This window comes from Trinickia sp., assembly GCF_051953405.1.
Classification (GTDB): Bacteria; Pseudomonadota; Gammaproteobacteria; order Burkholderiales; family Burkholderiaceae; genus Trinickia.
Genome location: NZ_JBQCIV010000150.1, coordinates 1 through 19,382 on the forward strand (window position 1 = coordinate 1; position 19,382 = coordinate 19,382).

Annotated in this window: 15 protein-coding genes; 3 read left to right on the top strand and 12 right to left on the bottom strand. The window is 60.9% G+C overall.

The genetic code is table 11. The annotated features are described in order from the left end of the window. The first annotated feature begins 374 nt into the window (after window positions 1–374). Window positions 375–1,283 (top strand): DUF72 domain-containing protein, encoded by a 909-nt coding sequence (locus tag ACTHN9_RS26705; RefSeq protein ID WP_440539834.1) that lies wholly within the window; start codon window positions 375–377, stop codon window positions 1,281–1,283. A gap of 45 nt (window positions 1,284–1,328) precedes the next feature. Here the strand turns inward: ACTHN9_RS26705 and ACTHN9_RS26710 are convergent, their stop codons facing one another. Continuing rightward, the gene (locus tag ACTHN9_RS26710) at window positions 1,329–2,651 is read right to left on the bottom strand and encodes an MATE family efflux transporter (protein WP_440539938.1); all 1,323 of its coding nucleotides are present in this window, start codon (window positions 2,649–2,651) and stop codon (window positions 1,329–1,331) included. A 213-nt stretch (window positions 2,652–2,864) separates the two neighbouring features. Here ACTHN9_RS26710 and ACTHN9_RS26715 point away from each other — a divergent pair, with 213 nt between their 5' ends. Further along, on the top strand, window positions 2,865–3,335 hold the full coding sequence (locus ACTHN9_RS26715; protein ID WP_440539835.1) for a MarR family winged helix-turn-helix transcriptional regulator: 471 nt from the start codon (window positions 2,865–2,867) through the stop codon (window positions 3,333–3,335). A gap of 62 nt (window positions 3,336–3,397) precedes the next feature. Here the strand turns inward: ACTHN9_RS26715 and ACTHN9_RS26720 are convergent, their stop codons facing one another. The 3 genes from ACTHN9_RS26720 to ACTHN9_RS26730 all read right to left on the bottom strand — a co-directional run bounded on the left by ACTHN9_RS26720 (window position 3,398) and on the right by ACTHN9_RS26730 (window position 6,544). Continuing rightward, window positions 3,398–4,561, bottom strand: coding sequence for a diguanylate cyclase domain-containing protein (locus tag ACTHN9_RS26720; RefSeq protein WP_440539836.1), 1,164 nt, complete (start codon window positions 4,559–4,561; stop codon window positions 3,398–3,400). Between the two features lie 142 nt (window positions 4,562–4,703). Continuing rightward, entirely contained in the window at window positions 4,704–5,879 is a 1,176-nt protein-coding gene (locus ACTHN9_RS26725; protein WP_440539837.1) for a GGDEF domain-containing protein, read from the bottom strand. Between the two features lie 170 nt (window positions 5,880–6,049). Further along, window positions 6,050–6,544: an Lrp/AsnC family transcriptional regulator gene (locus tag ACTHN9_RS26730; protein ID WP_440539838.1), complete on the bottom strand. Its 495-nt coding sequence runs from the start codon at window positions 6,542–6,544 to the stop codon at window positions 6,050–6,052. 175 nt (window positions 6,545–6,719) lie between these two features. On the opposite strand from ACTHN9_RS26730, the gene glmS reads away from it, so the two are divergent. Beyond that, window positions 6,720–8,549: a glutamine--fructose-6-phosphate transaminase (isomerizing) gene (gene glmS, locus ACTHN9_RS26735; RefSeq protein WP_440539839.1), complete on the top strand. Its 1,830-nt coding sequence runs from the start codon at window positions 6,720–6,722 to the stop codon at window positions 8,547–8,549. 108 nt (window positions 8,550–8,657) lie between these two features. On the opposite strand, the gene ACTHN9_RS26740 is transcribed toward glmS, so the two are convergent. The 8 genes from ACTHN9_RS26740 to ACTHN9_RS26775 all read right to left on the bottom strand — a co-directional run bounded on the left by ACTHN9_RS26740 (window position 8,658) and on the right by ACTHN9_RS26775 (window position 19,313). Beyond that, window positions 8,658–9,167: an H-NS family nucleoid-associated regulatory protein gene (locus tag ACTHN9_RS26740; RefSeq protein WP_440539840.1), complete on the bottom strand. Its 510-nt coding sequence runs from the start codon at window positions 9,165–9,167 to the stop codon at window positions 8,658–8,660. 235 nt (window positions 9,168–9,402) lie between these two features. Continuing rightward, window positions 9,403–11,256 (bottom strand): hypothetical protein, encoded by a 1,854-nt coding sequence (locus tag ACTHN9_RS26745; RefSeq protein WP_440539841.1) that lies wholly within the window; start codon window positions 11,254–11,256, stop codon window positions 9,403–9,405. A gap of 311 nt (window positions 11,257–11,567) precedes the next feature. Beyond that, complete coding sequence (locus ACTHN9_RS26750; protein WP_440539842.1) at window positions 11,568–13,721, bottom strand: alpha-galactosidase; 2,154 nt, start codon at window positions 13,719–13,721, stop codon at window positions 11,568–11,570. A gap of 4 nt (window positions 13,722–13,725) precedes the next feature. Then, window positions 13,726–14,577, bottom strand: a complete 852-nt coding sequence (locus ACTHN9_RS26755) for a carbohydrate ABC transporter permease (protein WP_440539843.1) — start codon at window positions 14,575–14,577, stop codon at window positions 13,726–13,728. Beyond that, a complete protein-coding gene (locus tag ACTHN9_RS26760; RefSeq protein WP_440539844.1) occupies window positions 14,578–15,501 on the bottom strand; it encodes a carbohydrate ABC transporter permease in 924 nt (307 codons plus the stop codon). It lies immediately after the preceding gene. 63 nt (window positions 15,502–15,564) lie between these two features. Beyond that, on the bottom strand, window positions 15,565–16,812 hold the full coding sequence (locus ACTHN9_RS26765; RefSeq protein WP_440539845.1) for an ABC transporter substrate-binding protein: 1,248 nt from the start codon (window positions 16,810–16,812) through the stop codon (window positions 15,565–15,567). Window positions 16,813–16,871: 59 nt separating this feature from the next. Then, window positions 16,872–18,080 carry an ABC transporter ATP-binding protein gene (locus ACTHN9_RS26770; RefSeq protein ID WP_440539846.1) on the bottom strand — a complete coding sequence of 403 codons (1,209 nt, stop codon included), beginning with the start codon at window positions 18,078–18,080 and terminating at the stop codon, window positions 16,872–16,874. A gap of 192 nt (window positions 18,081–18,272) precedes the next feature. Continuing rightward, a complete protein-coding gene (locus ACTHN9_RS26775) occupies window positions 18,273–19,313 on the bottom strand; it encodes a LacI family DNA-binding transcriptional regulator (protein WP_440539847.1) in 1,041 nt (346 codons plus the stop codon). Window positions 19,314–19,382 lie beyond the last annotated feature (69 nt).

The window sequence follows — 19,382 nt, forward strand, 5'->3', positions numbered from 1 at the left end:
GCAGTTCGAAGCATCTAGCAGTTCGAAGCATCTAGCAGTTCGAAGCATCTAGCAGTTCGAAGCATCTAGCAGTGACGAGTACCTGATGGGTAGTACCGTAGTCGCAGTACGCAGTACCGCAGCACCTCACCTCGGAATAGCAGCACCTAGCAGTTGCATCACCCCTGGCAGTAGAAGCACCCCTAGCAGTAGACTTACCTCACCTCGAAGTTGCTGTAGACGGGCCCTGCCTCTTCCCTGGGTAGGGCCCTTCGGTTTTGACCGCGACCGAAAAATCGTACCCAAGGGTAATCCCGCCTTCCGCCCGCGATGCACCGGTGATTCGATAATCGATCATCCAAAATGCGCGCACGGCGCCCGCCGGCCGATCAGCGATGACCCATATCCTTTGCGGCACCGCCGGATGGGCGGATAAATCCTTGATCGCTTGCAAGCGCTTTTACCCGCGCGGCTGTTCCACCGCGCAAGCGCGTCTCGCCTACTACGCATCCATTTTTCCGCTCGTCGAGGTCGATTCGAGCTACTACGCCCTGCCCGCCGCGACGAATTCGGCGTTATGGGCCGAACGTACGCCCGAAGGTTTCGTGTTCAACGTGAAAGCCTTCCGCTTACTGACCGGCCATCAAACCGGCCGTGAGGCACTACCGCCCGATATCGCGATCCACGTCCCGGAAACCGCGAAAAAGAATCTCTACTACCGCGATTTCCCCCCGGAATTGATCGACGAAATCTGGCGACGTTTTTTCGACGCACTCGTCCCACTCGATGAAGCCGGCAAATTGGGCTCGATCCTGTTCCAGTTTCCGCCTTGGCTGACGAGCGCTTCGCAGGGCCGAGCGCATATCGAGGAATGCGCCGCGCGCATGGCCGGCCGTGCGACAGCCTTCGAATTCCGCAACGCCTCTTGGCTCGACGAGAAGCACAAGGCTTGGACGCTAGGTTTCGAACGCGAGCACGGGATCGCGCATGTCGTCATGGATGCGCCGCCCGACGTTGCGAATCGCGCTCAGACGATCTGGGAAGCGACGAATGCCGACCTGGCGATCGTGCGTCTGCATGGTCGCAACGCCGACACGTGGAATGCAACGGGCCCCTCGGCCTCGAGCCGTTTCAACTACGACTATAGCGACGAAGAACTGCGCGAGCTGAGCGCCCCGATTCTCGCTATCGCTAACCAAGTTAAAGCGACTCACGTCATCTTCAACAACTGCTTTGAAGATCAAGGGCAGCGCAATGCGAGATCGATGATGCGGATACTCGGGGGCGATGCAGTTGGGCTTTGATGGGACGGTGAGGCCATCCAACAGGAATCGAAATCGGCCCGCTCGTCATCTCGCGGCAAACCAGCGCCCCGATGCGACCGCCCATAGATTGATCGAACCGTAGGCAACCATCGCACCTGCGCCAATGGCGAAAAAAAGCGGGAGCGATCCGGTCGCGCGCAGCACGACTGTGCCTAGCCCCGCATAGAGCGCCAGCCGCAACGCTCCCGCACCCAGCGGCCATTTGAGGCGGCCAGCCCCTTGCGCCGCAAAGTACAGCGAAAATCCCAGCCCGAAAAAACCATAAAACGGCCCGATGACGCGCAAACAGGTGACGCCCGTTCGCAGCATCTGATCGTTCGCGCCGAATAGCCCCAACCAAGCTCGTGGCCACAGCGCCGCCGCGACGCCAACCCCCTCGGCGAGCACGAACGCCATCGCACTGCCGATGAGCGCGATATGCTGCGCCCGTTTGCGCTTGCCCGCCCCGATATTCGCCCCAACGAGCGCCACCATTGGCGCCCCAAGACCAAAAGCGATCGGCATCAGCAGGTATTCCAGCCGCGCAGCGGTCGCGTAGCCGGCGAGCGCCGCGGTGCCCGCTTGCGCGCCAACGGCCGCGCCGGTCAGCGCCATTAACGCATTCGTGAGAATAGGATTGACACATGCTATCCCACCGACCGCAAGGATACCGCTCATGGGCGTCCAGTGAATTGGGCCCCAGACCAGGCGCGCCGCGTTTCGGCCGCTTCCGCAATACCAGCCGAGGATCGCCGCACCGACCGCATAGTACGCGATGAGTGCCCAAGCACCACCGACGATCCCGAGCCTCGGTATCGGCCCGATGCCGAAGATGAGGCAAGGCGAGAGCGGAACCAAAAGGGCCGCGCCGCCGCAAATCACGGCGCCCGGTACGATCATGTTGCCCGTTCCGCGGATCGCGCTAGCGAGCGCATTCATTCCCCATAAGAGCGGCAGGCCGGCAAACACGACGTGGCCGTATGCGCTGGCCGCGTCCAGCGCGGCTCCGTGCGCGCCGAGCATCCGGAAAAGCGGCCGTGCCATCGCCAAAAGGACCGCTGAAAACGCCCCACCGATCAGGACGTTGAGCACGAGCGCATGGCGCGCGAGCCGATCGACCAGATTCGCGTTCCCAGAACCCAGTGCCCGCGCTACCGACGACGAGATCCCTCCGCCCATCGCCCCTTGCGACATGTTTTGCATGAGCATCAGCACCGGGACGACCACCGCGACGCCAGCGAGTACCGATGTACCAAGCTTTGACAGAAACCAGGTTTCGATCAGCCCCGTCGACGCCTGCGCAAACATCATCAGCATGTTCGACCAGCCCATGTTGGCAAGCATCGGCGCGATCGGCGATTCGAGCATCGCATGCAGACGCGGATTGACGGCGGAAGACGCCATGACGGAACGTTCTGCCAAGTTCGTGCTCATCGAGTTGCCCCCAAGGTTGACGACATGCGTGTATATGCAAATAGATCGCAATGAAATCTACTTGCATATACCCGTACTAGTCAACATGAACTAAACTATGTGCATCCGCGCCGGGCCATACCGTGTCCGGCATCTTCGAACGTAAGGATGCAGAGCCTCATGTCGCCGACTAACGTGAAAGATCCTCTTGTCTGCAATGGCGCCGCATTGCGCAAAGCGACGCGAAGGCTCTCGCAGTTGTATGACGCGACGCTCGCGCCGTGTGGGCTGAGCACCGCCCAACGGTCCATCCTCGTTCACGTCGAGCGCGCGGGCAGCCCGACGATGACAGAACTAGCCGGTGCAATGGTGCTGGACCGATCCGCACTGGCGCGCAATATCAAACCGCTCGAACGCGACGGTTTTCTCACGCAGCGCCCCGACGACAGCGACGGCCGCAGCCGCCGCGTGGAGTTGACGGTTGAGGGGCGTGCCAAGCTTGCCGAATCTAACCGCCTATGGCGCAAGGCGCAAAAACGCTTTGAAGAGGTGTATGGGGAGGAACGTGCGGCCGCGTTACGCGTTGCGCTGGCAGAGATCTATTCAGAGGAATTTGCTATGGCTTTCGGCAACCCATGAGCAAACATGAAGCGGCGATCGCGGTTCGCTAACCGCTGCCGGGAACCGAGACGGGGGTCCCCTCACTTCGACACACTGACACCGTAGGCCTGATCGTTCGCCGTGACCGGCCCGAAGCGAAACGCCGATCGTTCGCGCTTCGCCACATACATCGCCGCGTCGGCCACGTCCATCAGTTGCCGGATGTTGGTCACGCGATCGGGATAGGTCGCGATGCCGATGCTCAGGCCGATCGAGAACCGCCCGGCATACTCCGCTTGCGCCACCGCCTGTACCTGCTCGATCAATCGGCGGGCCAGCCGGCGCAAATCGTCGTCGTTTCCATAATCGGTCAGCAACGCGACGAACTCGTCGCCGCCCACGCGCGCCAGCATGTCCTCGCGCCTGACCACGGCCGATAACCATTTCGCGAGCCGTCGCAAAAAAAAGTCCCCGGCGCTGTGTCCCAGCACGTCGTTGACGCTCTTGAACCCATCGACATCCAAGTAAAGCAGCGCCACCTTTCGCGTCTCGATGCCGGGCTCCGCCGCCACGGCATCGATCGCCGCCAGCAGCCGTCTGCGGTTCGGCAATCCCGTCAACGAATCGAGCGCGGCCTCGCGGTCCATCGCTTCGGAATAAGCACGAATATTCGCAAACGCTCGCCGTTGCACCGCCAGCGCATAAGCCAACAACGCGCCGACAAAAATCGCCACAGCGGCGAGCGCACCGGCACCGAACATCACCCGCTGGCGAGCATCGGCCGCAGCCTGATGCTGACGCGCTTGCCAAAGCTCGCTCAATTGCGCAAAGTCGGCCCGAAGCTTATCCATTTCGCGCTTGCCCTCGTCGGTCTGTACGAGTGCGATCGCATCCGTGCGATCGCCGGCGCGCGCAAGGTCGATGGTCCGTGCCAATTCGGCAAGCTTCGTTTGCCGAAGCCCATCGATGCGCCGCACGATTCGCATCGACGCCGCATCGGCGCCGGTCGAAAGATAGAGTTGCCGCAGCGCTTGCTCGACGTCCCGTGCGCCGCGCTCGTACGGCTGCAAATAGGCCGCGGATCCCGTGAGCAAGTACCCCCGCTGCCCCGTCTCCGCGTCTTGAAGATCGTCGAGTACGCGGTTCGTCGTACTAAGAATGCTGAAGGCGCTATCCTCGGCGATGCCATCGGCGATAACGACGCGCGCCTCGTAGACGAACGCGGCAGCCGCAATCAGCAAACCGAGTACGAGCGCTATATACAACGCGACGAAACGATTACGATCGTTCCGCGCCGATCGAAACAACCGCGCGGGCAAGGCTTTCTCCGGGAAACGGGACCTTTGGTCTGATAAGTTCAATGATAGTCGAGCGCCGCGGCCGTATCGCGTCCCGCACTTCGCCTCGTCAAGTGGGTTGTTCGATACGCTCGTCGGACTCCCCATGCGACGACGCCATCACCACGCAATCGCGCCCCAACGCTTTAGCCGTATATAGGGCAGCATCGGCACGCGCCAGTACGCGCGCCAGTCGATCGCCGCGCCGAAACTCGTCCACTCCCGCGCTGAACGTATAGGGCGTTTGATCGCACGGGCGCTGCGCGATCGCTGCGCGCAGGCCGTTCGTGAGATGCTGCGCCTGTGCCTCGCGGGTTGCGGGAAACAGGACGGCGAACTCCTCTCCGCCTAGGCGCCCGAACAGGTCGCCGGGCCGCAACGCCTGAGACACCGTCGAGGCGAAATGCGCCAACGCACAATCGCCGGCGGCATGACCGTGCCGGTCGTTGACTGCCTTGAAGTTATCCAGATCCATCAATGCCAGAGCAAGCGGCGCGCCACTCGCCTCCGAGGCCGCGATTGCAGCCTCCGCGCGCTCCATGAACGCACGCCGCACCAACGCCCCCGTCAATTCGTCGATCGTCGCCAGCCGCTCCATCCGCTCCGCCAATCGATCGTGCGCCAGCATCACCATGCCGATCGACATGAACGGAAAGCTCAATATGCCCATCCCTAGGAATGCGATGTTCAGCGGGGAGGGATCGAGAAAAGCCGTTTGATGCGCCAAGCCCACGCCATAAACGATGGAGCGCGCCACATGAAGCAGCCCACCGACACATGCCGCGATCGCTAGAAAGTAATAGCTATATTTCGGGCGATGCGCCGGCCGATATCGCCATACCGTCCATCCGAGCGTCATCCGCACATAGGCAAAGTAGCCCGAACTGACGGCCACGCTCGCATCGAGATTGGGCTTTATGCAGATGAAATACAGTAGCGCGAGATAAACGCCTATTACCGCCGCATATTCGGCGGCTGTTCCTCTGCGCTTTCCGAAGAACTCGCGCGCGCCTTGCAGTATCGCAAAGCTGCCCACGAGAAACAGCCCGCTTTCGAAGGCGAGCCCAAGCCACGGCGGCAGACGCTGTCCCGCGAGAATCAACGCGATTCCGACGGAAAAGATGCCGTACGCCGCACACCAACGCGATACGCCACGCACCTGCGCACGCAGCAGCGAGCCGAGCACCGCGGCGCTCATCACGCAGGACATGAGCGCGATGGCAAGGAGCGCGACCGTGCTGGGCATGATTGAATTGAGCTTATCTTTTGTTCGTAGAAGAATGCACCCGGGCAAAACAGATCCGTGCACATCCACGGCCGCCCCCCATATGCGGCATATCGTATCGCACTCCATGCGTCGGACTAAATAGGTGCTGGAAAGCAACACCCGTAAACATTAGACGATTGTCTCACCCCCTAACGCGTTGGGCTATCGATCAACGTCGCCACAGGAGGGCCCGCTTCGAATTTCGCCCGGCGCATCGAAAAGAAAGTCCGGACATTGCGGACGTTCGACGATTGCGTAAACAACCGACGCGCGAATTCATCGTACGAACGCATATCGAGCAATTCGACAACGACGATGAAGTCCGGCCCAGGCGACACGCGGTAGCATTGGGTGACCGCAGGCTCGGCGCAGACATACGCTTCGAATGTGTCGTAGTCCTCCGCCGTCTGGCGGTCGAGGCTCACTTCGATTACCGCGGTCACGCTCGGCCCGATCTTTGAAAAATCGAGGATAGCCACTTCGCGTTCGATCAGTCCCGCTTCCTTCAAGCGACGGACTCGCCGTAAACACGTAGATGCCGAAGCAAGCGCTTTTTGAGCGAGATCAAGGTTCGACACCGATGAATCTGCTTGGAGGATCGACAAGATCCGCCGGTCGAGTTCGTCCAGCTCAAGTGTTTGCATGCCAGGCTTCTCTTCATCGGCACTCGCCGCAGCGAATGAAATTTAATTTCATGCTGTATTCTATATTATCTTTTATTTCATTTGCACGTAATTTTTGAACGAAAATTTCACGTTGGCCACCGTACGATCCCCGTTCATTGGCCTACATCCAGGTCGTCGAACGGAGAGATCGGAAATGTGTGGAATCGTCGGTGCGGTCGCCCAGCGCAATGTCTTGCCTACCCTGGTCGACGGGCTGAAGCGCCTCGAATACCGAGGCTATGATTCGTGCGGCGTGGTCGCTTACCAAGACCGTAAGCTCGCAAGAGCGCGCAGCGTCGAGCGCGTCGCGGCATTGCAAGCCGAAGTGACGGCGCTCGGCTTGTCCGGTTATACCGGCATCGCCCACACGCGCTGGGCCACGCACGGTGCGCCGGTTACCACCAACGCGCACCCGCACTTCTCCCCGAGCGACGACAACGCCCGCATCGCGCTTTCGCACAACGGCATCATCGAAAACTGCGATACGCTGCGCGCGGAACTCGAACGATACGGTTATGTTTTCGCTAGCCAAACCGACAGCGAAACGATCGTCCACTTGATCGACCACCTTTACGACGGCGACTTATTGGAAGCCGTCAAACGAGCGGTGGCCCGACTGCGCGGCAGCTATGCGATCGCCGTCATGTGCCGCGACGAGCCGCACCGGATCGTCGGCGCACGCGAAGGTATGCCGCTCGTCATCGGCTTGGGCGACGGAGAAAATTTTCTGGCTTCGGATGCGATCGCGCTGTCGAACGAGACGGATCGGATCGTCCACCTCGAAGACGGCGACGTCGCCGATATTCAATTGCATCGTCATTGGGTGGTCGATCGAGAGGGGCGCCGTGCCGAGCGGCCCGTTCAGGTCGTGGCGGCTCACAGCGGTGCGGCGGATCTCAGCGGCTACCGGTACTACATGCAGAAGGAAATTTTCGAGCAGCCGCGCGCCATCGCCGACACGCTGCTCGATGTGCACTCCATCATGCCGGAACTCTTCGGCGACCACGCTTGGCGCACGTTCAACGAAATCGATTCGGTGTTGCTGCTGGCGTGTGGCGGCAGTTATCACGCGGCCCTCACCGCGAAGTATTGGATCGAGAGCCTGGCCGGATTGCCGACGAGCGTCGAGATCGCCAGTGAGTTCCGCTACCGCGATAGCGTGGCCAATCCCAAAACGCTGGTCGTAGCGGTCTCGCAAAGCGGCGAAACGGCCGACGTGCTCGGTGCGGTGAATGTGGCGAAGCGAGCGGGCATGACCCATACGCTTGCTATTTGCAATGTGCCGACGAGCGCACTCGTACGCGAATGCACCTTGAATTTCATGACACGAGCGGGGGTCGAGATCGGGGTGGCGTCGACGAAAGCCTTCACGACGCAGCTCGTCGCGTTGTTTCTTTTGACGTTGACGCTGGCGCAAATGCGCGGGCGCTTGAGCGACGACGACGAACTGCGGCACCTGCATACGCTGCGGCATTTGCCCGATGCGATGAGCAAGGTGTTGGCCCTCGAGCCGCAAATCATGGCTTGGTCCGAAACGCTGACGCGAAAGGAAAATATTCTGTTCCTCGGCCGCGGCATGCACTATCCGATCGCGCTCGAAGGCGCGCTGAAGATGAAGGAGATTTCGTACATTCACGCCGAGGCCTATCCCGCCGGCGAACTCAAGCATGGGCCGCTCGCGCTGGTGAGCGACGACATGCCGGTCGTTGCAGTGGCCCCGAACGACCGGTTGCTCGAAAAGCTCCGCTCGAACATGCATGAAGTGAGCGCACGCAACGGAAAACTATTCGTGTTTGCCGATGTGGATTGCGGCTTGTCGCCGAGCCCAGGGGTTAGCGTCATTCGGCTTAACGAATACTACGGGCCGCTTTCACCAATCTTGCATACCGTCCCCATGCAGTTGCTCGCGTTTCATGCTGCGCTGGCCAGGGGGACGGATATCGATAAGCCGAGGAATTTAGCTAAATCGGTCACGGTGGAGTGAGTGCGTTGCGGCTGGCGCCACGCGCTCGCATTCGCTCACATGCGCTCGGGCACCGCGATTCCGAGCAGATATAAGCCTCGCGTCAATACGCGCAAGCTCGAATGGCGCTTATGCGTCCGCTTCGATCAGAAATTTCGTCCGGTCCTTGGCGTTCGCCATCCATGCGGGCGCACGCCCTCGCCCCGACCAGGTGGCGCCGCTTTTAGGATCGCGATATTTCGCAGGCTGCGGCCCACGAACATAGGCGCCTCGCCGCTTCGTTCCGCTACCCGCCGGCGCGGGGACGCCCGATGCTTTGCCGTCGACGAGAAACTTATCGCGGTTCTTCGCTTGCGCAATCCAAGCCGGCGCGCGTCCGCGCCCCGACCAGGTCGCGCCGCTTTTCGGATCTTGGTACTTCGCGACGGCCGCGGCTCGGCCGGCAGCGTTTTGCTTGGCCGCACGCCCTTTGCGCTTTTTGCCGCCAACGTGTGCCTCGATATCGGCGACGGTCACGCCGCTATCTCGCATGAGTTCGGCGATACGCGCGAGCGTGGCCGAAGCTTGCTTGAGTCTGATGGCTTCCGCTTGTTCCTGAAGGCGCTTGATCTTCGTCGTGATTGCTTCCAATGTGGCCATACGTTCCTCCCGTTATATCGAATGGAACGCACTATGCCACGACTGGAGGTGCGATGCTACCGAGATTCCAAATTCTCGGATTCCAAGACCCCCCTTTTCGGTACACGAACGACCGGTTTCGAGGCGCCCTATCTCAAAGATAGATAAAGATTGCCCGATGCCGCATTCGCCGTGGGCGGTGATGACGCTGCGGCGGCCACTGCCGCAGCGTCGCTACACCGCTAGCGGCGCGAACTTACTGATTGGCGGGCAACCCCGCCGTCAAGATGCTGGTCGCCACCGCATTTTCGTAGGTCATGGCGATGACCTTCGTCACATGTCGAGATGCCGAACTGCCCAGCGGGATACTGACCGTCGCAATATTCCCCGACGAATCCGTGCATGTGTAATAGCCCGAAGCATTGCTGACGCCATAAGCGGTTTTCGTCGACGTGCCGTCATCGTATGTGGTCTGGATGGCGCAACCCGTGGCAACAACGGCTGCGGAGAACTTCGGCGTCCAGGTCAGCGATGCCGAAGAACCCGTGACTTGCCACGGCTTCGTTCCGTTAAAAGCGAGTTGGACCGCATAAGCGCTGCCGCCATCCACCTTTTGCGCGGTGATATCGACGGGCAAGTTATACGAGGAATTCTGTCCATTGCTATACAGCGGAACGTTGTGTACGGCGATGTAGTTGCTCGTCGTGAAATCCGAGGGCAAGCGAGGCAATGTCGAAAAGGCGTTCTGCAAGCCGTTGAAGTCCAACCCCAACACTTTCGTGACCGAATCGGCAATCAAGACGAATGGGACTTCCGGGTACACCGTCGCAATGCCATCGCTGTTGTTCGACGCGTTCGCGTACTGCGTATGAGCGAGCCTGCGCATCCATTTCCAGGCGTAGTCGTAGCGGTTGGTCGAGCCGTCGGCCACGTTGAAGAACGATGTCGGCAGATAGGTGAAGCTCTCGATCCCCGGTGTGTAATTGTGGTTGTCGTTGTCGTACTTGCTTTCGGCGGAGCTGTCGACGAAGTCCGCTTGGGCCGTCACCTTCTGCCAGTCCGTAATCACATTCTTATAGAGTGGGAAAAAGTTCGGCTCTTCCGCATAGCCGTCGAGGTAAGCCAGATTCGATGCGGGCATCGATTGTCCGTTCGGCGCTGGCTGCGTGGTGTAGGTATCGTTGGCAAGGCCGACTTGCGCCACATAGAAACGATTGGCGCCGCTTTCCCACCAGTGGTTGTTGAAATTCGATCGGAGCGTATTGCATCGCGCCGTATAGGTCGGCGCTGTACTCGGATCGCTCAGGAAGGCCGGATAACTCGCGAGTTTGCAGTAATAGGCGATTTGCGACGCGGCGGAATCGCCGCCCAAGAAGATGTCGTAGCCGGGCCAAATGATCTTCGACTCCGAAGGATCGTAGGCAAACTCGTTGTACGTTGCCGCGTCGGAGCCTGGCGAGCTGGTTATCCTGAAACCGTCAGTATTGCGGAAATAATTGCCGTTCGCATCCTGCGCATTCCAGTAGGTCGAATTCACCTCTCCGTTGATATACGACGCCATGCTCAGATAGCTGCTGTCGCCCGTCATTTTATAGAGCGTCAAGATGCTGTCGCCGATCTCGAACAACGCCGGCTGCTCCGCCCGGCGTTCGTAGGGCTTGCCGTTAATGCCAAAGGCCCACCAGGGAATCGGGTGCGATGGATCGGTCGTATCGATGACCGTCGAGAACTTGCGCGCCATGTTCACGTTCTGGCTCTGGTACCCCATGTAGTACGCGCCGATCAGGTAATGCGCATAGTCGCGAGAGTAATAGGCACATCGTCCCGCCAAGGATGCGAAATACCCGCCGCCGCCCGTGTCCATGCCCGCTTGACTGCAATCGGCGCCATTGCCCGCGTTCGCCCAATTGAACCGCTCGTAAAGCCAGTTGTAGTTCGCATCGGTAAGCGCCAGCTTGCTGGCTTCGCCAACCGCGGCATTGAAGCCGTTCGCGATCGTTCCTTGATCCGAAGCCGTGGGCGTCGGTTCGTTCGAACTCATATAGATGCCGTTCGAATCGACCGGCGCCGCCGCTTTCATCGCGCGGGTTGCGGCGGCTGCCTGAGGCATGCCGCCGTCCCCGTTCCCGCACCCCGCCAAAGCGAAGGCAAGCGACGCCAACACGGCTATTTCCAGATATCGACGAGCAAAGGGGGCGGACGACATTGCCCGCTCTTGATTTTCACGCGACATGATGCTCTCCAAGATGAATGGTTGGAACCTCACGCTTCTCCACGTCGATCGGACCATGCGCAACAACACGACCGCTGCGATGGCCCGACGTTCATGTACCGCTTACAGCAACCTACTTTTTTAGGAGTCCTAATTGGCCGATCTAGTCGAGATACAAAAGCCGACCGCCACCACCCAGCGTTGCGAAATCAGCTTTGCGTGTCCAATACCTTCATGCAGACGACGACGGCCGATTCGGGCGGCATCGGCGGAACCGGCACCCCGAGATCCATCAGCGTCGCGCCGGACATCTCGACGCCGCCTTCCCGCATGGCCACGAGACAATCCGAGTGCCTCGTGTAGTACGGCGCTTCGGGCATGGATAACACACGCACGAGGTAGCTCAGATCGCGCCGCAATCCCTTGACGGGGATCGGCGATGGGTAGCGCGTAGTATCCTCGCGCCGGCGCAAAACGGTCAGCACGGCGGCGCGCCCGTCATCGAGCGTCGCCTGCGTCCATGCCAGCGCATCGCCCAAGTGCCCCTGGCGTAGCACGCCGCGGTGCGAGATCGGCCGGCATTGCTTATAGAGGGCGATCCACTGCCGGAGGTCGTCGGCTTCGGAATCGGATAGCGTTCGAACATCGAGTTCGAGGCCGAGATGGCCGACGAGCGCCACCGCCGCGCGAAACGGCAGCGAATGCCGCCTGCCGGTCGTGTGCGCACAGACGGCGCCGATATGCGCGCCCATCGCCTCGGGCGGGAAAAAGCGCAAGAAGCCGCGTTGGATATCGATGCGCGTCAATGCGTCGTTGCAATCGCTCGCCCAAATCCGATGCATGTAGGCGAGCGCGCCGTAATCGGCACGTCCCCCTCCCGAGGCGCAGCTTTCGATTTCGACATCGGGAAATGCGGTACGTAGCCGCTCGAGCAGCCGATAGAACGCTAGCGTTTGACACCGATAGGCCGCTCGCCCAGCATGTCCCGCCGCCGCAAGATCGCGATTCATGTCCCATTTCAGATACGCAATCGAATGACCGGACAACAACGCGGCCATGCTGTCGTACAGGTAATCGGACACCGCGGGCTCCGATAGATCCAGCACGAGTTGATTTCGCCCGGTCACCAAGGCTCGTCCGGCCAGTTTGAGCGCCCATTCCGGATGGGCTCGATACAGTTCGCTATCCGGATTGACCATTTCCGGCTCGACCCATAAGCCGAACTCCATGCCGAGCCCGCGCACGTGATCGACGAGCGGAGTCAATCCTTTCGGATATTTGCGCACATCCGGCCACCAATCGCCGAGCCCGGCCCGATCGTTGCCGCGCCGATGGAACCAGCCGTCGTCGAGGACGAACCGTTCTACGCCCACCCGCGCGGCGGCCACCGCCAACGCCTTGAGCGAGCCGAGTTCGTGCTCGCAATACATCGCTTCCCATGTATTGAGAATCACTGGGCGCGGGCGCATGCGGCCTTGCGGCCAATTCATCACGCGTGTGCGCACGAAGCGATGAAATTGCGCGCTGAGCCCGTTGAGCCCCTGGCCGCTAACCGAGAGATAGGCGCACGGTGTGCGGTATCGCTCGCCGCGGGCAAGGACGACCTCGCCCGGCGCAAGCCATTCGCCGAGCTGTAGTTGTCGGCGTCCGTCGGTCAGCGGCTCGATCAGGATCGTATGATTGCCGCTCCACGCCAGATGCGCGCCGAATACCGCGCCTTCATCGTCATCGAGCGCCGTTCCGACGATTACGCCCGGAAACGAATCGTGCGACGTACGCCCTCTCCGGTTGTCGCGGCGCCATGTCGCCACACCCAATGTCTCGCGTGCCTCTTGGAACTCGAGCGTCCACCGTCCCGTAAAGCCAAGCACACGATCCGCTTGCGCGGGCAACGGCACGCAAGCGGCCGCAAGCCAGTCGAGACGATAGGGCGTTTCGCCCCGGTTCTCCACTTCCGCCCATGCGGATACGACATCCGAACCCGGATCGATCGAATAGCTGAGCGTCACGGCGAGCGCGGCGACCGGGTCGCTCAGCTTCATGAGCAGCGCGTCGCCCTCGCGGCTCATGCCGTCGAGCCGAAAATCGTGCGCCCAATCGGTATCGCCTTGTGCGCCCGGCCGGCTACCGCTCAGCGCGGGGTGATGAAACCAGCCGAAACCGTGCGTCGGCAGCACGGTAAACGGCGGATCGCCATCGAGGACTGTCGGCGGCGGCGGCCGCACCGCGTCGAGCGGCCACACCGGTGCGAACAGACCCAACGGCGGGCCGAAGTGGCGCCACACGGGCGCCGTTGCACGCGCCGGCTCGACTGCGAGGCAAACGTTCTCGCCGTTCAATTGGATGAGCATCGTTTCCGTCATGCGGCTACCCCTTGGTGGCGCCCATCGTCAGACCGGCGATAAAGTGCTTTTGCTTGAGAAAGAAGACGAGCACCGGCGGCATGGCCGCGACGATCGAGCCGGCGGCAACGAGATGCCACTGCGCGACCCAAATACCGCTCAACGCTTTCAACCCGGCTGTCACGGGCATAGCATGGTCGCCCTGCACGAGCACAGTGGCCCAAAAGTAGTCGTTCCAAACGAACGTGAAAACCAGCACGGAGAGCGCCGCGATCGCCGGCCGCACGAGCGGGAGCACCACCTTGTGAAAGACTTGAAACTCGGAGGCGCCGTCCATGCGCGCCGCTTCGATCAATTCGTGCGGCAACTCCCGAATGAAGTTGCGCATGAAGAAGGTACAGAAGCCCGTATTGAAGGCGATGTGAAACAAGACGAGCCCTGGCACCGAGTTGTACAAGCCCAATTGCAAGCTCATCAGCCGCACCGGAATCATCAAGATCTGGAATGGCACGAAATTGCCGGCGACGAAAAGAAAGAACACCACCAGGTTCAATCGGAAGCGATAGACGCCGAGGGCGAAGCCCGCCATGCAGCTCAGGAAGACGGTTCCCGCCACGGCCGGAATCGCTATCAAGCACGTATTGAGCAGGTACCGGCCGAGCGCCGTGTCGCGGAACACGGCCCGATAGTTCTCGATCAATTGCCATCGCGTGGGCCAGCCCCAATAATTGCCCGCGAAGATATCCGCCGGGCCGCGAATCGACGTCAAGGCAACGGCCATCAACGGCAGAAGCCAGACGATCAGCGCCACGGCAACGACGCCGCGATAAAGCCATTGAACGGGCAAACTCGCCCGCTCGATCGGAGTGGGAAACATTTAGGCGTGCTCCTTTTCCTGCCGGTAGACACGAATCAGCACGAAGCCGATATAGACGAGCATGACGAGAAACAGCACCGTGGCGATCGCAGAGCCGTAGCCGACGCGATAGCCGTAATCGCCGAGCGCCTGCTCGTACATGTAATAGGCGAGTACGCGCGACGATCCGTATGGGCCGCCTTGCGTCATGATGGAGACCATGTCGAAGCTGCGCAGCGCGCCGACGACGGTCACAACGATGGCGATGAAGGTGGCCGAGCGCAATTGCGGCAGTACGATGCGCCGGAGCATCGTCCACCCGCTCGCCCCTTCGAGCCGCGCCGCCTCGATGAGATCGGCCCGCACACCGGCCAGGCCCGTCAGGTAGAGGATCATGCAATAGGCGATCTGCGGATACAGCCCAGCCGCAACGATGCCGTAGGTGACGAATCGGTCGTCGGACAGGATTGCGACGCTCGGTACGCCGAGCGCATGCAGCACGTGAAACAGCAAACCGTTCGTCGGATCGTAGAACCACCCGAAGACGAGACCGACGACCGCCTGCGAGATCACGAACGGAAAGAAAAAGAGCGACTTGACGGCACGCATGCCGAACACGCTCTGATTCAACAACAGCGCGAGAAAGAGGCCGGCCGGTACAGACAGGAGAAAACCGGCCAGCCAAATGAAATTGTTCTTCAGCGACACCCAAAAGTTGGGATCGCTATAAAGTTCCAGATAGTTGCCCAGGCCGATGAAGCGCGGCGCGCTCAGTCCGTCCCATGCGTCGAAGCCGAAGCCGATCGAGCGAACGATCGGAATCAGCACGTACAGGGCGAACAAGACGAGCGAGGGCGATAAAAAGAGCCATGGCGCAATCGCGCGTTGGTGGCGCTCCCAAAATGAAGCGACGGGTGCGTCGATTGACGTAGCGACGGTTTGCACGAAATCTCCCCGAACGGGCGGGCGGACGGCTGCCAGCCGCGCGCCCGCCATACGAATTGAGCGTTATTTGAAAACGCGCTGACGAACCTGCTCCAAACGACCGAGCACGTCGGCTCGCGAATCGGGCTTCAACATGTATCGTTCGAATCCGTCCATCGCTGCCTGGGTCAACTCGGGCGGCGCATCGCGATCGAAGAACTGCGACAGGCCCTCGGCCTTGCCGAGCAGCGCAGCCCCCGCTTTCAGGTATGGATCGGTGGGCGCGGGCGCATCGCGATTGACGGGCAACTCCTCCGTGGCTTCGCCGAATTTCGCTTGGACGTCGGCGCGCGCCATATAGGCGAGAAAGCGCCGCGCATCGGCCTTGTTCTTGGCCTTGGCCGGGATATGGATCGTCTCGATCGGCGCCTCCTCCGCATCGGGGACAGACGAATCGATCGTGGGGAACGGCATGAAGCCGAGCTTGTCTTCGCCAAGGCCGGTCTGCTTCATCGGCGCCACGACGAAGTTGCCCATCAAATACATCGCGCCCTTGCCCTGCGCCAGCCACGTAGCAGCCTCCTGCCAGGTGTACGACGCATGGTTATCCATGAAATAGCCGGGCTTGGTCAGCTGATCCCAGTGCGCGAATACAGATTGAACGCGCGGATCGGTGAACGGCACCTTGCCGCCCGTCAATGCCATATGAAACGGAAAACCATTGACGCGTAGATCCAAGTAATCGAACCACGCCAGGTTGGTCCACGGCTCTTTGGTGCCGATCACGAACGGCGCCACGCCGCTTGCCTTGAGCTTTTTGCACGCATCGAGCAGTGCTTGCCAGGTTTTCGGCGGCTCGATGTTAAGCTTCGCGAAGATGTCCTTGCGATAGTAGATGCCCCACTGGTAATAGGTATAGGGAATGCCCCACTGCTTGCCGTCGAGCGTCACCTCGCTTTGCGCGGATTTCAGCTTGTCGTTCAGATCGTTTTGCTTCCACACGTCGGACACGTCTTCGAACAAGCCCGCTTTGACGAACGGCTCCATCTTGTGCCCGGCATACCAATTCACCACGTCGGGAGCGTCGGCCGTCAGAAAGTTTCGAATCGCCGTTTTATACGCGTCGTGATCGAAGCGATTGATTTTGACTTGGACGTCGGGGTTAGCCGCTTCGAATCCGCTCACCGCCGCGTCGAACGCCGTCCGGACCGCTTGATCGGACGTATCCGTGTTGATGACGAGCGTAGCCGCGCTCGCCTGCAATGCCATTGCCGCAGCCAATGCGGATAATGCGAACAATGCGGTCTTAAATACCTTCTTTCGTGTCTCCATTTTTTTCTCCTTGGAATCGCGCATGGCGCCGCCGCCGATCGACGGCGCGGGTTGTTGCACTACGGTTGGATTTCGGCGAACGACGAAGCGTGCAGCGCACCGCGATCGACGCCATGACCGGCCGGCGGCTGCCACTGCACGTTCGGCTCATGCTCGATGCAGCGCTCGAGTGCGTCGCCTTGTGCGTCGAATGCATGCAACGCGTGACGCGGTAGCGCGAAAGGCAAACGCTGACCGGGCACGACGCTCTCCGTGCCGGGCAACTTGACGACCCACGGCGCGCCATCGATACCGCTTTTCAGGTAGACGTAGGTCGCATCGCCCAGGCGCTCTTGCCATTTCACCTCGCGCACGATGTGCTGCCATTGCGTTTGAACGGTCGCATCCTCGGGGCGAATGCCCAAGGTTAGCGGCGCGCCAGGCGCAAGCCGCCGCGCGTCCACATGGGCCGCCAGGAATTCGCCGTCTGTCAAGCGAACCCGTGCAACCGTTTCGCTGGCCTCGACCAGCACCGCCGGAATGAAATTCATCTTCGGCGAACCGATGAATTCGGCAACGAAGCGGTTGCGAGGACGATGGTAGAGTTCGAGCGGCGAGCCGCATTGAGCGATGCTGCCTTGCTGGCGTGCCGTTTCCCCCGAATTGAGTAGGACCACGCGATCGGCGAGCGTCATCGCTTCGACTTGATCGTGCGTGACATAAACGGTCGAGGCATCGCCTACGTCACGGTGAATCCGTGCAATCTCATAGCGGGTCTGCGCGCGCAATGCGGCATCCAGATTGGAGAGCGGCTCGTCGAACAAGAACACGCCGGGCTGCCGCACGATCGCTCGCCCGATGGCGACGCGTTGTCGCTGGCCGCCGGAAAGCGCGCGCGGCTTACGCTCGAGCAAATGTTCGATCTGCAGCGCGCGTGCTGCCGACAGGACCGTCTCGCGAATCACCCGCTTATCCGCCTTTGCCAACGAAAGACCAAATGCGAGATTCTCGTAGACAGTCATATGCGGAAACAGCGCATAGCTTTGAAAGACCATTGCCACGCCGCGCCGCGCCGGGGGAACGTCGTTCATCCTGCGATTGCCGATGAAAAGATCGCCCTGAGTGATGTCTTCCAGGCCGGCAATCAAGCGCAGTAAAGTGGATTTGCCGCAACCCGACGCCCCCAGCAGCACGCAGAACTCGCCCTGCGCAATATCGAGATCGACGCCACTCACCGTCGGCGTGCCGCCGTACGACTTCGAAACCGCTCTAAGCGTAACGCTTGCCATGCTCGTCTCCGTCTTGTCTCTGTTGTACCTGGGTCAGCTTCGCCGCAGTCGACGGCGCCGCGCGCCAGCCGTCCCGTTATTAATTAGCAGTACTAACCTATTGGCTCACCGGTTGATCGGTTCCTCGTTCGATCGTCCGTGCGTTGCCTTCGTTGGCGGCCCGATCGACGTGCGATGGAGCCTATATGCGCGTTACGTCGTGCCCGCGCCGCACGATTGCCTAACGATCAGCGGTGCGACGTCTCGGCGATGCGAGCCGTCCTTCGATTCCCCTCGAATCAGTTTGAGCAGCGTTTGCGCCGCGTCGATGCCTTCATTGAAAGGCTCCGTGCGCATCGTCGTCAGCGGCGGCGCGGCGAACGCCGCCAACGGAATATCGTCGTACCCGACGACAGCGACGTCGTGCGGCACGCGCAATCCAGCGTCGCGCAGCGCCGCCATGGCGCCGAAAGCGATGGTGTCGTTGCCGGCGAACAACGCGGACATGCGCGGCGAACGTGCCAGCATCGAGCGCATCGCCTCATAGCCGCTTTGCGCGCTGTAGTCGCCGAATGCAATCCACGCCGGATTCATCTCGGTGCCGTGCGCCGCGAGCGCTTCGCGAAAACCGTCCAAACGGTCGCGCACGACTTGATAGCTCTCGGAGGCGAACCCGATATGCGCGATGCGCTCATGGCCCAGTGACAGCAAATGCTCGGTGGCCCGCCTCGCGGCCGCTCGATTGTCGACACCGATGCTGCACAGCCCCGGTCGATCCGCCCAATTCGAACCGAACACCACGAGTGGGAAGCCCTTTTCCGCCAACTCCCATAGATAGGCTTCGTCCAGACGACGGGGATTCAGGACGACGAGACCATCGACACGACCGCTGTCGATCAGATCGATGAACGTTCCCGGGCGGTCGGACTCTTTGACGGGTTCCAGCAGAACCTTATATTGGCTCGAATGGCACGCGAGGCTGAGCCCGGCAAGAAAGCGCGGCAGATAGGCGTCGACGTCGACGTGGACATGGTCGCCGTGAGGCAGCAGCAACGCGACGGTTTTGGCCGAGCCGCTCGCGAGCGATCGTGCGAGCGCGTTGGGGACGTAGCCGAGTTGCTTGGCCGCCGTGAGCACGCGCTCGCGCGTCTCCTCGCTAATGCCCATGCCCGAAACGCCATTCAAGACGAACGAGACCGTCGTCCGGGAGACGCCGGCGAGTTTCGCGACTGCGGTGCTGGTAACACGAGCCATTTGGATAAGCGACCTAACGCGCGTTAGCTACTTGTTCGAAAAAAGTCGCATGAAAGCATGCGACTTGGA

Coding starts and splice junctions, on each gene's coding strand:
- ACTHN9_RS26705 (WP_440539834.1), top strand. CDS start 375: ATGACCCATATCCTTTGCGGCACCGCCGGATGGGCGGATAAATCCTTG.
- ACTHN9_RS26710 (WP_440539938.1), bottom strand. CDS start 2,651: ATGCTCGAATCGCCGATCGCGCCGATGCTTGCCAACATGGGCTGGTCG.
- ACTHN9_RS26715 (WP_440539835.1), top strand. CDS start 2,865: ATGCAGAGCCTCATGTCGCCGACTAACGTGAAAGATCCTCTTGTCTGC.
- ACTHN9_RS26725 (WP_440539837.1), bottom strand. CDS start 5,879: ATGCCCAGCACGGTCGCGCTCCTTGCCATCGCGCTCATGTCCTGCGTG.
- ACTHN9_RS26730 (WP_440539838.1), bottom strand. CDS start 6,544: ATGCAAACACTTGAGCTGGACGAACTCGACCGGCGGATCTTGTCGATC.
- glmS (WP_440539839.1), top strand. CDS start 6,720: ATGTGTGGAATCGTCGGTGCGGTCGCCCAGCGCAATGTCTTGCCTACC.
- ACTHN9_RS26740 (WP_440539840.1), bottom strand. CDS start 9,167: ATGGCCACATTGGAAGCAATCACGACGAAGATCAAGCGCCTTCAGGAA.
- ACTHN9_RS26745 (WP_440539841.1), bottom strand. CDS start 11,256: ATGCCTCAGGCAGCCGCCGCAACCCGCGCGATGAAAGCGGCGGCGCCG.
- ACTHN9_RS26750 (WP_440539842.1), bottom strand. CDS start 13,721: ATGACGGAAACGATGCTCATCCAATTGAACGGCGAGAACGTTTGCCTC.
- ACTHN9_RS26755 (WP_440539843.1), bottom strand. CDS start 14,577: ATGTTTCCCACTCCGATCGAGCGGGCGAGTTTGCCCGTTCAATGGCTT.
- ACTHN9_RS26765 (WP_440539845.1), bottom strand. CDS start 16,812: ATGGAGACACGAAAGAAGGTATTTAAGACCGCATTGTTCGCATTATCC.
- ACTHN9_RS26770 (WP_440539846.1), bottom strand. CDS start 18,080: ATGGCAAGCGTTACGCTTAGAGCGGTTTCGAAGTCGTACGGCGGCACG.
- ACTHN9_RS26775 (WP_440539847.1), bottom strand. CDS start 19,313: ATGGCTCGTGTTACCAGCACCGCAGTCGCGAAACTCGCCGGCGTCTCC.